The organism is Inquilinus sp. CA228 (genome assembly GCF_052078665.1).
Lineage (GTDB): Bacteria > Pseudomonadota > Alphaproteobacteria > DSM-16000 > Inquilinaceae > Inquilinus.
Genome location: NZ_JBQJIK010000044.1, coordinates 52,890 through 68,651, shown reverse-complemented (window position 1 = coordinate 68,651; position 15,762 = coordinate 52,890). Strand labels below are relative to the sequence as shown.

Below are 15,762 nucleotides of genomic sequence, written 5' to 3'. Positions count from 1 at the left end.
CCGATGGACGGAACGGGACAGCCTGGCCACCGCGATCACCGAGCAGCGGAGACAGCTGGTCCTGCAATCGGACGGGCTGGACGAAGCCTCGCTGCGGGCCGCCCTGGCCGAGTTCGATGCCGATACGGCCGAGGCACGCCTGCAGGGCCTCGCCCAGGAGGACGAGGCCCTGGACCATGCCGCCCAGGAGACCTTCGCCGAGCAGGATCGGGCCGTGCGCCGCCGTGCCGAGCTGGAACAGGGTGTCGGCGCCGAGATCGCGGCGCAGCAGCGGCGGAATGCGGAAGCCGAATTGGTCGAGGCGGCCCGCAATTGGGCGGTGCGCAAGATCGGAGCGCTGATGATCGGCGCCGCCGTGGAGCGCCATAGGGCCATCCAGGAAGATCCGCTCCTGGCCCGGGCCGGAGCGCTGTTCGCGATGCTGACCGGCGGCGCTTATGACGGCGTGGTCCAGGAGTATGATGACGGCGACACGCCGCGCCTGGTCGGCCGCCGGCCGGACGGCCGGACCGTTCCCATCCAGGGCCTGAGCGAGGGCACCCGGGACCAGCTGTACCTGGCGCTGCGCCTGGCCTACCTTGATGCCTACGCCAACCGGGCGGAGCCGGCACCGTTCGTCGTCGACGACATCTTCGCCAGTTTCGACGAGGCGCGAACGGCGCATGGCCTGAAGGCGTTGGCGGCGATTTCCGACAGGGTGCAGATGGTGGTGTTCACCCACCACCAGCACGTGGTGGATGCGGCCGCCCGGGAGCTTGGGGACGAGCTGGCTGTGGTTTCCCTCGGCTGATCGCTGCCCTTTCACCGGTCCTCGAACACCCCCGCGAACCTGTCCCCTCCGAGGATTGACGGCGGCGGCGATCCGCGCCACGATGAAATTCTGTTCAGTCAGTGTAAAAAATTACACGCCGGGCAACGGAGCTGGATCGACGGGATGGACGACCAGGTCAGCTTGGCCACGCGCGCCGCGTGGCTGTCCTATGTGCGCCGCCTGACCCAGGGCGAGATCGCCGATCGGCTGGGCGTGTCGCGGGTCAAGGTGCACCGGCTGATCTCGCTGGCCGAGGAGCTGGGCCTCGTCAGCGTCCACATCGCCGGCCGCCCGGCCGAATGCCTGAAGCTGGAGGACGGGCTGATCGACCGCTACGGCCTCGGCTTCTGCCGCGTGGTGCCCTCGATCGACGACGAGGACCAGCCCTTCGAGGCGCTCGGCGCCGAGGGCGCCGCCTATCTCTCCCGCTATCTCGAGACCGACGGCGACAAGGTGATCGGCGTCAGCCACGGCCGCACCCTGGCCGCGCTGGTCAACCGGCTGCCGCGGATCGCCGCGCCCGAGGCCAAGTTCGTGTCGCTGCTGGGCAGCCTGACCCGCAAATCCTCCGCCAACCCGTTCGACGTGGTGCAGCGCCTGGCCGACAAGACCGGCGGCGAGGGCTATTTCATGCCCGTGCCGATGGCGGCCGACAGCCTGGGCGACAAGGCGGTGATGCTGTCGCAGAAGAGCGTCCAGGCGGTGCTGGCCCTGGCCCACCGGGCGACGCTGTGCCTGGTCGGCGTCGGCGAGCTGGGGCCGCAGGCGCATATGCTGCAGACCGGCGTGCTGACCCGCGAGGAATATGACGACCTGCGGGCCAAGGGCGCGGTCGGCGACCTGGTCGCCCAGTTCCTCGACGCCGAGGGCCGCCGCGTCGCCTCCGAGGTCAACGACCGGGCGCTGAGCGTCGGGCTGGACGACCTGAAGGGCCGCCGCGTCGTCGCCATCGCCGGCGGCGCGATCAAGGCCGACGCGATCAACGCGGCGCTGGCGAGCGGCCTGGTGACCGACCTGATCATCGACGAATCCGCGGCGGTGGCCATGGCCGCGCGCCGGGGTGCCCGGCCGCCGCCGCGGCGGCAGGGCCTGCGCGAGACCAGCTGATAATCAACACGTCCTGGGAGGACCACCGATGAAGCGCACGACCGATCTGTTCGACCGCCATGCCGCAGGCCAGATCTCACGGCGGGAGCTGATGACCGGGGCCGCCAAGCTGAGCTTCGGCGCCGCCGCGGCCGGGTTCATGCTGAACCAGGCCGGCACCAGGGCGCTGGCCGCGACCGGCCCCGACTTCAAGAAGTTCTCCGGCAAGAAGATCAGCCTGCTGCTGAACAAGCATCCCTACACGGATGCGATGATCGCCAACCTCGACAACTTCAAGGCGCTGACCGGCCTGGACGTCAGCTACGACGTGTTCCCGGAGGACGTCTATTTCGACAAGGTCACCGCCACCCTGTCGAGCAAGTCGCCGCAATACGACGTGTTCATGACCGGCGCCTACCAGACCTGGCAGTACGGCCCGGCCGGCTGGCTGGTCGACATGAACCAGTACATCAAGAACCCGGAGCTGACGGCCGCCGCCTATAATTGGGACGACGTGCTGCCGGGCCTGCGCGCCTCCACCGCCTGGTCGGGCGTGCCGGGCGAGCCGCTGGGCGGCGACGGCGCCAAGCAATGGGCCGTGCCCTGGGGCTTCGAGCTGAACAGCGTCGCCTACAACAAGCGGATCTTCGACGCCGCCGGCATGAAGCCGCCGAAGGACCTGCCGGAGATGGTCGACCAGGCCGGCAAGCTGAGCGCGCTGAACCAGGGCTTCTACGGCATCGGCGTGCGCGGCAGCCGCAGCTGGGCGACGATCCATCCCGGCTACCTGTCGGGCCTGAGCAACTACGGCGGCAAGGATTTCGCGGTCACTGACGGCAAGATCAAGGCGGCGATGAACAGCGCCGAGTCCAAGGAGTTCACCAGGCTCTGGATCGAGATGATCCAGAAGGGCGGGCCAAAGAACTGGACCACCTACACCTGGTACGAGGTCGGCAACGATTTGGGCGCCGGCGCCTCGGCCATGATCTTCGACGCCGACATCCTGGGCTATTTCCAGAACCGGGGCACCAAGGAGGCCGGCAACCTGGCCTACCACCCGTTCAGCGCTAAGCCGGGCGCCGCGGCGCCGACGCCGAATGTCTGGATCTGGTCGCTGGCGATGAGCGCCTTCTCGCAGCAGCCCGACGCCGGCTGGTACTTCGTGCAATGGGCCAGCGGCACCGAGCACACCACCTTCGGCGCCACCAAGGCCGACCTGGTCAACCCGGTGCGCCAGTCGGTCTGGGACAATGGCGACTTCCAGAAGCGGCTGGCCGACTATCCCGGCTATCTCGACCAGTACAAGGCCTCGGCCGCCGGGTCGAAGATCTACTTCACGCCGCAGCCGCTGTTCTTCAACCTGACCACGGAATGGGCGGCCAGCCTGCAGAAGATGTATGCCAAGGAGATCCCGGTCGATGAGGGGCTGGACCAGCTGGCCGAGTTCATCGACCAGCAGTTGAAGGACGCCGGCCTGGCCGACTGACGCCGTTCCGTGCGGACCGGCCTTCGCCCCGCCGGTCCGCGCGGCAGCCCCGCCCCCACCGTCTCTCTCCCCCGGCGGGGGCGGGGCTCAGCGACCGTCTCCGAGAGGATCCTGACCCGTGGCAACCATCGCCGCCGACACCGCGCCCCGACCACGCCGCAGCACCGGCCCCGGCCTGCTGCCCTATCTGCTGAGCCTGCCGGCGCTGCTGGTGACGATCGGGATCCTGATCCCCTTCGCCACCGCCGTGTACTACTCGCTGCAGCGCTACAACCTGGCCTTTCCGGCCGGGCGCAGGATGATCTGGCTCGACAATTTCGTCGCCCTGTTCTCGGACGGGCGGTTCTGGGGCACGATCCAGGCGTCGCTGACCTACACCGTGCTGACCGTCGGCGTGCAGCTGCTGCTCGGCCTCGGCATCGCGCTGCTGCTGGTGCGCCGCTCGCTGATCAACAACCTGATGAGCGTGCTGCTGATCCTGCCGCTGATGGTGGCGCCGGCGATCGCCAGCCTGATGTGGAAGCTGATGACCAACCCGAATTTCGGGATCCTCAGCTACTTCGTGAGCAGCCTCGGCTTCACCGATTTCCGCTGGGCGTCGGACCCGGCCTCGGCGATGTTCACCGTGGTGCTGGTCGACACCTGGGTCTACACGCCCTTCATCGCCATCCTGCTGCTGGCCGGCCTGCGCGCGCTGCCCCGCCAGCCCTTCGAGGCGGCGGAGCTGGACGGCGTGCCGCGCAGCTTCGTGTTCTTCCGCATCACCCTGCCGATGCTGCTGCCCTACATCCTGACCGCCAGCCTGTTCCGGATGCTGGACAGCATCCAGCAGTTCGACATCGTCTACGCCATGACCCAGGGCGGCCCGGGCGACCGGCTGATGCTGTTCCAGATCCGCGCCTATCTCGAGGCCTTCACCTTCACCAATATCGGCCGGTCGGCCGCGATCCTGATGGTGTTGTGGGCGATCACCTTCGCGCTCAGCAACGTCTTCATCAAGCAGTGGCTTCGCCTGCGCGCCCGCGCGCATGGCCGGGCCTGACGGGAGGCAAGCCATGAACCATGCAAGTGGCATTGGCGGCCGGATCCTCCGCGGCGTGCTGCTGGCCCTGGTGGCGCTGTTCTTCCTGTTCCCGCTGGTCTGGGTGGCGCTGATGTCGTTCATGACCAACGCCGACATCCTGCGCAACCCGCCCAGCGTCATCTTCAGCCCGACGCTGGAGAACTACACCGCCTTGATCGCCGGCGAGCTCTCCACCAATGTCGGCGCGCTGAAGATCGACTACATGCAGAACCTGCTGAACAGCCTGATCCTCAGCACCGGCTCGGTGCTGCTGTCGCTGCTGCTCGGCGTGCCGGCGGCCTATGCCTTCGCCCGGTTCAAGTTCCGGCTGGGTGAGAACATGGCCTTCACCATGCTGTCCTTCCGCTTCGCGCCGCCGCTGCTGGTGCTGCTGCCGCTGCAGCTGTACTTCCAGGACCTCGGCCTCAGCGACACCTATATCGGGCTGATCTGGGTGTACCAACTGATCACCCTGCCGCTGATCCTGTGGATCGTGCGCGGCTATTTCGAGGACATCAGCGAGGACATCGAGAACGCCTACCGGCTGGACGGCCATTCCTGGCTGCGCACCTTCCTGAAGATCGCGGTGCCGCTGGCCCGGCCCGGCATCGCCGCCGCCGCCCTGCTGGCCTTCATCTTCGCCTGGAACAACTTCATCTTCGCGCTGATCCTGGGGTCGAGCTCGATCCAGCCGGTGACGGTCGGGGCGCTGGCCTTCATCACCGCCTCGGGCATCAATTACGGCCAGATCGCCGCGGCGCTGGTGCTGTCGATTCTGCCGACCCTGGCCCTGGCCCTCTACGCCCAGCGCTACCTGGTCGAGGGCTTGAGCCTCGGCGCCGTGAAGGGGTGACGCAAATGGCCTTCCTCGACATCACCGGCCTCGGCAAAAGCTTCGGCAAGGCGCGCATCCTCGACGGCCTCGACCTCCAGGTCGAGCAGGGCGAGTTCGTGGTGGTGTTCGGCCCGTCCGGCGCCGGCAAGACGGTGCTGCTGCGCCTGATCGCCGGCATCCTGCAGCCGGAGGCGGGCGACATCCGCATCGGCGGCGCCTCGATCCTCGGCCAGGGGCCGGAGGCGCGGGATGTCGGCATGGCGTTCCAGAACTTCGCCCTGTACCCGCACATGCCGGCCTTCGAGAACATCGCCAGCCCGCTGCGGGCGCGGCGAACCGGCGAGGCCGAGATCCGCAAGCGGGTGCGAGAGGTGGCGGAGCTGCTGCGCATCGGCCATGTGCTGGACCACCTGCCGAAGCAGCTGTCGAACGGGCAGAAGCAGCGCACCGCTTTGGCCCGCAGCCTGGTGTGCTCGCCCTCCGTCCTGCTGCTCGACGACCCGCTGCGCAATGTCGACGCCAAGATCCGCTACGAGATGCGGCAGGAGTTGCCGCGCCTGCTGCGCGCCGTCGGCGCCACCGTCCTCTACGTCACCCAGGACTACAAGGAGGCGATGGCGCTGGGCGACCGGGTCGGCGTGCTGCTGGACGGCCGCTTCCGCCAGATCGACACCCCCGCCGGGATCTATGGAAAGCCGCAGGACACCCGCATCGCCCGGCTGTTCGGCGACCCGCCGATCAACCTGATCGAGACCGCGGCGCAGGACGGCCGCATCAGCATCGCCGGCACCACCTTCCCGGCGCCGGCCGCGGTGCCCGCCGGCAGACCCTGCCTGGTCGGGCTACGGCCGGAGGATGTCGAGGTTCGGTTCGAGCCGGCCGAGGATGCGGTGCCGGTCGACCTGGAGGCGGTGACGCCGCTGAATGTCCGCACCGTGATGCTGCTGCGCGCCGCCGACGGCACCGAGATCCTGGCCAGCCGGCCGGAGGACCAGAGCGACGATCTCGGCCGCGGCCGGCGCCGCGCCTGGGCCCGGCCGGACCTGGCCCGCGCGCTGTGCTTCGACCGCGAGACCGGCGCCCGCCTGCCGGCCGCGACGGCCTGAGGAGCCCCGATGGCAACCCTGACGCTCGACGCCGTCTCCAAGATCTACGGGCCGCGGCTGGCCCACCCGATCCGCGCGGTCGACGCCGTGTCGCTGACACTTCGTGATGGCGAGCTGGTCGGCCTGCTCGGCTCCTCCGGCTGCGGCAAGACCTCGACCCTGCGCATGATCGCCGGGTTCGAGAGCGTGTCGGAAGGCACCATCCGGATCGGCGACCGCGTGATCAACGATTTGCGCCCGGCCGAGCGCAACGTCGCCATGGCCTTCGAAGGCTATGCCCTGTACCCGCCGCTGACCGTGCGCGACAACATCGGCTTCAGCCTGCTGCGCGACCGGATTCCGAAAGCGGAGGTGCAGCAGCGCGTGGCCCATGTCGCGGCGCTCTTGGAGATCGGCGACATCCTGGATCGCTATCCGCAGGCGATCTCCGGCGGCCAGCAGCAGCGGGTCAGCCTGGCCCGGGCCCTGGTGCGGCGGGCGCAACTGTCCCTGCTCGACGAGCCCATGTCCCAACTGGAACCGCAGCTGCGCGCCGTGCTACGGGCGCGCATCAAGGACTATCTGATCGAGCACAGGATGACGACGGTCTTCGTGACCCATGACCAGACCGAGGCCTTGGCCCTGGCCGACCGCATCGCGGTGATGGAGGGCGGGCGGCTGCAGCAATTCGCCTCGCCCACCGAGCTGAAGCGGCGCCCGGCCAACCTGTTCGTCGCCGGCTTCATCGGCGAGCCGCCGATGAACCTGTTCCCGGCCCGGGTGGTGCGGGAGAATGCCGGCCTGGCGGTCGAGGTGCAAGGCGAGGCCGGCGCGGCCGCCTTCCGCCTGCCCCACGCCGGCCCCGGCCTGGCCGAGGGCGGAAAGGTCCATCTCGGCATCCGCGGCCATGAGATCCGGGTCGGCGCCGCCCGTCCCGGCGAGACGGCGCTGCAAGGCACGGTGACCGCCAACCAGTGGCTGGGCGACCAGAGCCACATCGCGCTCGACGTCAACGGCGTGCAGCTGACCATCGTCACCGACCGGGCGCTGGAGGCCGCGCCCGACACCCGGCTGGCGCTGGCCCTGCCGGACTCGGCGCTGCACCTGTTCGACAGCGACAGCGAGATGGCGATCGCCCATGGCGGCCGCCCGGCCGTGGCGGCGGCGGCATGAGCAAGGACGTCCTGATCGGCCTCGATTCCGGCACCTCGGTGGTCAAGGCCGTGGCCTTCGACCTGGACGGTGCGCCGGTCGAGCATGCGGCGCGGCCGAACACCACGATCCCGGTCGACGGCGCCGGCATGGAGCAGGAGTTCGGCCAGACCTGGGACGACGCCGCGCTGGTGCTGCGCGAGCTGGCGGCCAAGCTGGAGGCGCGCGGCCTGCGTGTCGCCGGCATCGCGGTGACGGGCCAGGGCGACGGCGCCTGGCTGATCGACCGCGACGGCGAGCCGGTCGGCCGCGCCATGCTGTGGCATGACGGACGGTCGGGCCCGATCGTGGCCGCGCTGCACCGGAGCGGCACGGCCAAGGCGGTGCAGCGCTTCACCGGCACCATGCTGAACATGTCGAACCAGTCCGGCCAGCTGCTGTGGCTGAAGCGGCACCGGCCGGAGGCGCTGGCCCGGGCCGCCACCGCCTTCCACTGCAAGGACTGGCTGTATTTCCGGATGACCGGCGAGCGGGCGACCGACGTCTCGGAAGGCACCTTCACCTTTGGCGACTATCGGACACGCGAGTACGCGCCGGAGGTGCTGGAGCTGTTCGGGCTGCAGGACGAGGCCCGGCTGCTGCCGCCGATGGTCGACGGCGCCCGCCAGAATTCGGCGCTGACACCCCAGGCCGCGATCGCAACCGGCCTGCCCGCCGGCACGCCGGTGGTGCTGGCCCCGGTCGACCTGCTGTGCGGCGCCCTCGGCTCCGGCCTCTACGACCCGGAAGGCCGCGCCGGCTTCACCGTGCTGGGCTCGACCGGCGCCCATATGCGCCTCGTGTTCGGCGCAGACCGTGTGACCCTGGGCGAGGAGGTCGGCTACACCATGCCGTTCATCGTCCCGGGCAGCTACGTCTCCATGGTCTCGAACATGGCGGCGACGCTGAACATCGACTGGCTGTGCGGCGTGGTCGAGGAGGTGGCGGCCGCCGCCGGGGCGACGCTGCCGCAGCGCTCCGACCTGATCCGGCTGCTCGACGCCAAGGCCGCGGCGGCAAAGCCGGGGCGGCTGCTGTACCACCCCTTCATCGCCGAAGCAGGGGAGCGCGGACCCTTCGTCGACAGCGCCGCCCGCGCCTCGGTCATCGGCCTGTCCGGCACCGCCGGCGCCGGCGACCTGATGCGCGCGATCTATGAGAGCCTCGGCTTCGCCACCCGCGACTGCTACGAGGCGGTGGGCGGCACGCCGGCGGAGATCCGCATGGCCGGCGGCGCCGCACGCAGCGCCACCGTGCGCGGCATCGTCGCCGCCGCCGCCAACGCGCCGATCCGCCTGGTCAAGCGCGAGGAGGTCGGCGCCGCCGGCGCGGCCATGGTGGCGGCGCTGTCGCTGGGCATCCTGCCCGATATCGACGCCGCCTGCGCCCGCTGGGTGACGCCGCTGCTGGCCGAGGCCGAGCCGCCCGACCCGGCGCTGGTCGCGACCTACGACCGCCTGTTTCCGCAGTACCGCGCCAGCTACCGCGCCTTGCGCCCCATCTGGCACGCCCTGGAAGACCTGAGGACCGAAGGATGACCCGACGCATCGCCGTGATCGGCGACCGCTTCATGCTGCCCAGCCTGTTCGTCGAGGCGCTGGAGAAAATTCCGACCGCGCTCGACATCCGGACGCTGGAGCAGCCCTGGCCGGACGAGCCGATGGTGCATGGCTATGCCGGCACCGGCCTCGACGGGCTGAAGGAGTTCATGGGCGATCCGGACGAGATCGTCGAGTTCATCGGCGACGCCGAGATCCTGGTCACCCATCTGGCCCCGATTTCGGGCGGGATGCTGGAGCGGCTGCCGGGGCTGAAGCTGGTCGGCGTCAGCCGCGGCGGGCCGGTCAACATCGACATGAAGGCGGCCAAGGCGCGCGGCGTGAAGGTGGTCAACGCCCCCGGCCGCAACGCCAGCGCGGTGGCCGAGTTCACCATCGGCGCCATCCTGGCCGAGACCCGGATGATCACCCGCGGCCACACCGCGCTGTCGCAAGGGAACTGGCGCGGCGACCTGTACCGCGCCGACCTCACCGGCCGCGAGCTGTCGGAGATGACGGTCGGCGTCATCGGCTACGGCCATGTCGGGGCCAAGGTGGTGCGCCTGCTGAAGGCCTTCGGCTGCCGCATCCTGGTGACCGACCCCTATGTCCAGCTCGACCCCGCCGACAGCGCCGACGGCGTGCAGCAGGTGGCGCTGGAGACGCTGCTGGCCGAGAGCGACGTGGTGACGCTGCATCCGCGCGTCACCGCCGAGACCACCGGCATGATCGGCGCCGAGGCCTTCGCCGCGATGAAGGACGGGGCGGTGTTCGTCAACACCGCGCGCGGCCCGCTGGTCGACTACGACGCGCTGTACGACGCGCTGGTCTCGGGCAAGCTGCGCGGCGCCATGCTGGAGACCTTCGCGGTCGAGCCGCCGCCGGAGGACTGGCCGCTGCTCAAGCTGCCCAACGTCACCCTGACCCCGCACATCGCCGGCGCTTCGGTGAAGACAGTCACCTATGCCGCCGGCCAGATCGCCGAGGACGTCCGGCGCTACCTCGCCGGCGAGCCCCTGCTCCGCCTCTGCTGACCCTTAGGAACCCGACCCATGGCCACCAAACCGAACACCACCGAGATCGAGCTGCGCACCAGGATCGTCGACGCCTGCCGGCAGATGAACGCCAACGGGCTGAACCAGGGCACCTCCGGCAACATCAGCGCTCGCTGGGGCGACGGCATCCTGGTGACCCCGACCGGCGTACCCTATGACGAGATGACGCCGGACGACATCGTCGCCATGAGGATGGATGGCAGCTGGGAGCATGGCGACCACCGCCCCTCCTCGGAATGGCGCTTCCATCTCGACATCCACCGCCGCAAGCCGGAGGTGAACGCCATCGTCCACTGCCACCCGATGTACTCGACCATCCTGGCGATCCGGCACCAGGAGATCCCGGCGCTGCACTACATGATCGCGTGCGGCGGCGGCAACTCGATCCCCTGCGCCCCCTATGCCACCTACGGCACGCCGGAGCTGTCGGAGCATGCGATCGCGGCGCTGCAGGGCCGCACCGCCTGCCTGCTGGCGAACCACGGGCTGATCGCCACCGGCGCGGCGCTGGGCAAGGCGATGTGGCTGGCGGTCGAGGTCGAGACCCTGGCCAAGCAGTATGTCTACACGCTGATGCTGGGCGGCCCGAAATGCCTGCCGGATGACGAGATCGACCGGGTGATCGAGAAGTTCAAGGATTACGGCCCGCGCCCGAAGCAGGCGGCCTGAGCAGAGATGGCGGACGGAGCGGAACAGCGGAACGGGGCCGTCGTCGACCTGCTGGTGGTCGGCGGCGGCGTCAACGGCGCCGGCATCGCCCGCGACGCGGTCGGGCGCGGCCTGTCGGTGCTGCTGTGCGAGAAGGGCGACCTGGCCGAAGGCACGTCGAGCCGCAGCGGCAAGCTGGTTCATGGCGGGCTGCGCTACCTCGAATACTATGAGTTCCGGCTGGTGCGCGAGGCGTTGATCGAGCGCGAGGTGCTGCTGGAAGCGGCGCCGCACATCATCTGGCCGATGCGCTTCGTGCTGCCGCATGACGGCGGCCTGCGCCCGGCCTGGCTGCTGCGGCTGGGGCTGGCCCTGTACGACCATCTCGGCGGCCGCAAGCGCCTGCCGGCCAGCCGCGGCCTGGACCTGCACCGCGCCCCCGAGGGCAAGCCGCTGCAGGACCGCTTCCGCCGCGGCTTCGAATATTCCGACTGCTGGGTCGACGATGCCCGGCTGGTGGTGCTGAACGCGATCGGCGCGGCCGAGCGCGGCGCCGAGATCCTGACCCGCACCGAATGCGTGTCGCTGCGGCGCCGCGACGGGCTGTGGCATGCGGTGCTGCGCCCGGCCGGCGGCGGGGCCGAAAGGCCCGTCGTCGCCCGCGCCGTGGCCAACGCCGCCGGGCCTTGGGTCGACCGGGTGCTGACCGGCGCCGCCGGCCTGAAGTCGGGCAAGAAGATCCGGCTGGTGCGCGGCAGCCACATCGTGGTGCCGAAGTTCTATGACGGGCCGCAGGCCTATCTGGTGCAGAACACCGACAAGCGGGTGATCTTCATCAACCCCTATGAGCATGGCTATCTGCTGATCGGCACCACCGACATCCCGCAGACCGGCGACCCCGACCGGGTGGCGGTCGACCCGGCGGAGGTCGAGTATCTCTGCGGCGTGCTGAACCGCACCTTCCAGCGCCAGATCGGGCCGCAGGACGTGGTGCATTCCTTCGCCGGGGTGCGGCCGCTGTTCGACGACGACGCCGCCAACCCTTCAGCCGTGACCCGCGACTATGTCTTCGACGTCGACGACGACGGCGGCCGGGCGCCGATTTTGTCGGTGTTCGGCGGCAAGATCACCACCTTCCGCAAGCTGGCCGAGCACGCTCTGGATCGGCTGAAGCCCTTCTTCCCGGCGATGGGGCCGGCCTGGACCGCGGCGGTGCCGCTGCCCGGCGGCGACATGCCCGGCGCCGATTTCGATCGCTGGCTGGCGGAGTTCCGCCGCCGCCATCCCTGGCTGCCGGAGGATCTGGCCCTGCATTACGGCCGGCTCTACGGCACAAGGGCCGATACGCTGCTGGATGGCGCCCGGTCGTTGGCCGATCTCGGCCGCCATTTCGGCGGCCTGCTGTACGAGCGCGAGGCGGCCTGGCTGCGGGTGCAGGAATGGGCCGAAGACGCCGAGGACATCCTGTGGCGCCGCACCAAGCACGGGCTGCATCTGTCACCGGCGGAGACCGCGGCCTTCACCGAATGGCTGGAGGCCGCACCGGCACCGGCCGCCCAGGCGGCGGGGCGGTGATGGGCAATATGCCGTTAGATCGTAGGTTGGGTTCGCTTGGCGAACCCAACACCCGTCCAGGTTGCACGATGTTGGGTTCGCGTGCCCGCGAACCCAACCTACGCGCTCTCCTTGCGAGAGGGAGAGAGTGGATTTTTCGGGACACTTGCCCATGACCCTCGACCCAGCAACCGATCCCGAATTCCGCGCCCTGCGCGCCCTGTCCGCCAAGCTCGGCCGCGACCCGGACCGGGTGCAGGCGGCGGGCGGCAACACCTCGCTGAAGCGCGACGGCACGATGTGGATCAAGGCCTCCGGCACCTGGCTGGCCCGGGCTGAGGACGAGGAGATCCTGGTGCCGGTGCGGCTCGACCCGCTGCTGCGGGCGATGCGCGACGGCGACCCCACCGCCGAGACCGCCCGCGACTTCGTAGTGGCGGAGCACAATCCGCGCGGGCTGCGGCCGTCGATCGAGACCACCGTGCATGCGGTGCTGCCCTTCACCGCGGTGCTGCATGTCCATTGCGTCTCGACCATCGCCCTGGCCATCCGCAGCGATGCCGAGGCGCGGCTGGCCGAGCGGCTGGACGGGCTGCCCGGCGTGGACTGGGCCTTCGTGCCCTATTGCAAGCCGGGCCTGATCCTGTCGCAGGCGATCGCGGAGCGGCTTTGGCCCGGGACCAATGTCGTGGTGCTGGGCAATCACGGGCTGGTGGTGGCGGCCGACGGCGTCGCCGCGGCCGGAGCGCTGCTGGACCGCGTCTGCGCCGCCCTTGCTCTACCTCGCCGCCCCTCCCCCGCGGCGCAGCCGGAGACGCTGGCCGAGTTCGTCCGCGGCACGCCCTACCGGCTGCCGCAGGACCCGGTCGCGCATGACGCCGCGACCGATCCCGCCAGCCTGGCGCTGGCCACGGCCGGCGCCTTCTACCCCGATCATGTGATCTTCCTCGGCGCCGCCCTCGCCACGGCCCGGAATCCGGCCGAGCTGGCGGCGCTGGGCGAAGGGCCGCGCGCGCCGGCGATCGTCGGCGTGCAGGGCCGTGGCGTCGTGCTGCACCAGGGCGTGCTGCGCGGGGCGGACGAGATGGCGCGCTGCCTGGCCGATGTCGCCGCGCGGGTGCCCGCCAGTACCTCCGTCCGGCCCTTCACCCAGCCGCAGATCGACGAGTTGACCCAATGGGACGCGGAGCAATACCGGCAGTCGCTGAGCCGGCGGGAGGGCTGAGCATGACGGCACGCGCGATCGGCATTGATGTCGGCACCTCCGGCGTGCGGGCGGTGGCGGTGGACGCCGCCGGCCGCCCGGTCGGACGCGGCACCATGGCGACCGACGGCCCGGGGCTGGACCCGCGCGACCCGGAGATGTGGTGGCTGGCCACCGTGGCGGCACTGCGCCGGCTGGCGGCGGAGGCCGACCTGTCCGCGGTCGGCGCCCTGTCGGTCGACGGCACCTCCGGCACCGTGCTGGCGGCTGACGCGGCCGGGCGGCCGGTCGGATCGGCGCTGATGTACAACGACCCCTGCCCGGACGACGCGGTGGCCGCGCGGGTCGACGCCGTGGCCCCGGCCGGCAGCGCCGCCCGCGGCCGCAGCTCCGCCCTCGCCCGCGCCCTGGTGCTGCTGCGCCGGCCGGGGGCGGTCAGGGTGCTGCACCAGGCCGACTGGATCGCCGGCCGCCTGTCCGGCCGCTTCGACGTCACCGACGAGAACAACGCGCTGAAGACCGGCTACGACCCGGTGGCCCGGCGCTGGCCGGACTGGATCCTCGATCTCGGCATCGATCCCGCCGCCCTGCCGCGGGCGGTGGCGCCGGGCACGGTGGTCGGCATGGTGGATGCCGACGCCGTCGCCCTCGGCCTGCCCGCCGGCACGCTGGTGGTCGCCGGCACCACCGACGGCTGCGCCTCCTTCCTCGCCACCGGGGCGGATGCGGTGGGCGACGCGGTCACCGCACTGGGGTCAACCCTGGTGATCAAATTATTGTCCGACCGACCGGTCGATTCTCCGCAGCACGGCGTCTACAGCCACCGCATGGGCGACCGCTGGCTGGTCGGCGGCGCCTCCAACAGCGGCGGGGCGGTGATCGCCCAGCTGTTCGGCCGCGACCGGCTGCCGGCGCTGACCGCTTCGCTGCGGCCGGACCGGCCTACCGGCCTGTCCTATTATCCATTGCCCCGTCCGGGCGAGCGCTTCCCAGTCGCCGACCCTGCATTGGCACCGGTGCTGGAACCGCGGCCGGAGGACGATTCGGTGTTCTTCCAGGGCGTGCTGGAGGGCATCGCCGGGATCGAGGGCCGCGCCTATCGCCTGCTGGCGGATCTCGGGGCGCCGGCCGTGACCTCGCTGCGCAGCGTCGGCGGCGGCGCCGCCAATGCCGGCTGGACCGAGATCCGCCGCCGGCAGCTGGGCGTGCCCTTCCTGCCGGCCTTGTCGGAGGACGCGGCAGAGGGTACAGCCCGGCTGGCTTTGGCCGGACTCGGAGGACACTGATGCCGGAGATCGAACGGGTGGACGGGATCGGCAACCTGGCCGACCGCTTCGGCACCTTCTTCGTCGACCAGTACGGCGTGCTGCATGACGGCCGCCACCCCTATCCCGGCGCGATCGAGGCGCTGCGCCGGCTGAAGGATGCCGGCCGGCACATCGTGCTGCTGTCCAACTCCGGCCGCTCCGCCGCCTACAACGCCCGGCGGATGGAGACCTTGGGCTTTGCCCGCGACAGCTACGACCATTTCGTCACCTCCGGCGACATCGCCCTGGCGCTGCTGCAGAGCGGCACGCTGCCGGTCTCGCCCGGCAGCGGCGCCCGCTGCTTGGTGATCTCCAGCGGCGAGGATCGCGGCTTCGCCGAGACGCTGGGCTTCGCCGAGGCCGAGACCGGCGATGCCGCCGACCTGGTGCTGATCGCCGGCAGCCAGGGACATCTTGTTCCCCTGGAGCGCTACAGCGCGCTCCTCGCTCCAGCCGCGGCGCGCGGCGTGCCGGCGCTGTGCACCAACCCGGACAAGATCATGCTGACCCCGCTGGGCCCCGCCTTCGGCGCCGGCCGCATCGCCGAGATGTACGAAGGGCTCGGCGGCAGCGTCACCTGGGTCGGCAAGCCGCATCCGCTGATGTACCGCCACGCCGCCGCCACCGCCGGGGTGGAGCGGCCCGGCGACGTGGTCTGCGTCGGCGACAGCGTCGAGCACGACGTCGCCGGCGCCCGCGGCTTCGGCGCCGCCGCCGCGCTGGTGCGCACCGGCATCCATGCCGGCATGGAGGAGGACGAGATGGCGCGGGAATTCGCCATCGTCGGCTGCAGCCCGGACATCCTGCTGCCCTCGTTTCGCTGGTAGCCTGGCCGCACATCTGGGTTGCCGGAACAACTCCACCCTTGTTTCGTTTCTGGAACGACCCTATTCCGGGGC

14 protein-coding genes are annotated in these 15,762 nt (G+C 70.6%); all 14 read left to right on the top strand.

Annotated elements, in window-relative coordinates; all coding sequences use genetic code 11:
• The coding region (locus ACTOWL_RS21800) for an ATP-binding protein (RefSeq protein ID WP_441323383.1) at nucleotides 1-790 on the top strand (790 nt) is incomplete at its 5' end.
• 144 nt (nucleotides 791-934) lie between these two features.
• On the top strand, nucleotides 935-1,918 hold the full coding sequence (locus ACTOWL_RS21795) for a sugar-binding transcriptional regulator (RefSeq protein ID WP_441323382.1): 984 nt from the start codon (nucleotides 935-937) through the stop codon (nucleotides 1,916-1,918).
• Nucleotides 1,919-1,946: 28 nt separating this feature from the next.
• Entirely contained in the window at nucleotides 1,947-3,383 is a 1,437-nt protein-coding gene (locus tag ACTOWL_RS21790; RefSeq protein ID WP_441323381.1) for an extracellular solute-binding protein, read from the top strand.
• 118 nt (nucleotides 3,384-3,501) lie between these two features.
• On the top strand, nucleotides 3,502-4,425 hold the full coding sequence (locus ACTOWL_RS21785; protein WP_441323380.1) for a carbohydrate ABC transporter permease: 924 nt from the start codon (nucleotides 3,502-3,504) through the stop codon (nucleotides 4,423-4,425).
• Nucleotides 4,426-4,438: 13 nt separating this feature from the next.
• The gene (locus ACTOWL_RS21780) at nucleotides 4,439-5,299 is read left to right on the top strand and encodes a carbohydrate ABC transporter permease (RefSeq protein WP_441323379.1); all 861 of its coding nucleotides are present in this window, start codon (nucleotides 4,439-4,441) and stop codon (nucleotides 5,297-5,299) included.
• A 5-nt stretch (nucleotides 5,300-5,304) separates the two neighbouring features.
• Nucleotides 5,305-6,387 carry an ABC transporter ATP-binding protein gene (locus ACTOWL_RS21775; RefSeq protein ID WP_441323378.1) on the top strand — a complete coding sequence of 361 codons (1,083 nt, stop codon included), beginning with the start codon at nucleotides 5,305-5,307 and terminating at the stop codon, nucleotides 6,385-6,387.
• Nucleotides 6,388-6,396: 9 nt separating this feature from the next.
• Nucleotides 6,397-7,539, top strand: coding sequence for an ABC transporter ATP-binding protein (locus tag ACTOWL_RS21770; protein WP_441323377.1), 1,143 nt, complete (start codon nucleotides 6,397-6,399; stop codon nucleotides 7,537-7,539).
• On the top strand, nucleotides 7,536-9,095 hold the full coding sequence (locus ACTOWL_RS21765; protein ID WP_441323376.1) for an FGGY-family carbohydrate kinase: 1,560 nt from the start codon (nucleotides 7,536-7,538) through the stop codon (nucleotides 9,093-9,095). Before ACTOWL_RS21770 ends, ACTOWL_RS21765 begins: the two co-directional genes overlap by 4 nt.
• Complete coding sequence (locus ACTOWL_RS21760; protein ID WP_441323375.1) at nucleotides 9,092-10,129, top strand: 2-hydroxyacid dehydrogenase; 1,038 nt, start codon at nucleotides 9,092-9,094, stop codon at nucleotides 10,127-10,129. Before ACTOWL_RS21765 ends, ACTOWL_RS21760 begins: the two co-directional genes overlap by 4 nt.
• A gap of 18 nt (nucleotides 10,130-10,147) precedes the next feature.
• Complete coding sequence (locus ACTOWL_RS21755; RefSeq protein ID WP_441323374.1) at nucleotides 10,148-10,819, top strand: class II aldolase/adducin family protein; 672 nt, start codon at nucleotides 10,148-10,150, stop codon at nucleotides 10,817-10,819.
• 6 nt (nucleotides 10,820-10,825) lie between these two features.
• Complete coding sequence (locus ACTOWL_RS21750) at nucleotides 10,826-12,373, top strand: glycerol-3-phosphate dehydrogenase (RefSeq protein ID WP_441323373.1); 1,548 nt, start codon at nucleotides 10,826-10,828, stop codon at nucleotides 12,371-12,373.
• 151 nt (nucleotides 12,374-12,524) lie between these two features.
• Nucleotides 12,525-13,577 (top strand): class II aldolase/adducin family protein, encoded by a 1,053-nt coding sequence (locus ACTOWL_RS21745; RefSeq protein WP_441323372.1) that lies wholly within the window; start codon nucleotides 12,525-12,527, stop codon nucleotides 13,575-13,577.
• A 2-nt stretch (nucleotides 13,578-13,579) separates the two neighbouring features.
• A complete protein-coding gene (locus ACTOWL_RS21740; RefSeq protein ID WP_441323371.1) occupies nucleotides 13,580-14,842 on the top strand; it encodes an FGGY-family carbohydrate kinase in 1,263 nt (420 codons plus the stop codon).
• The gene (locus ACTOWL_RS21735; RefSeq protein WP_441323370.1) at nucleotides 14,842-15,690 is read left to right on the top strand and encodes a TIGR01459 family HAD-type hydrolase; all 849 of its coding nucleotides are present in this window, start codon (nucleotides 14,842-14,844) and stop codon (nucleotides 15,688-15,690) included. Before ACTOWL_RS21740 ends, ACTOWL_RS21735 begins: the two co-directional genes overlap by 1 nt.
• The last annotated feature ends 72 nt before the right edge of the window (nucleotides 15,691-15,762 follow it).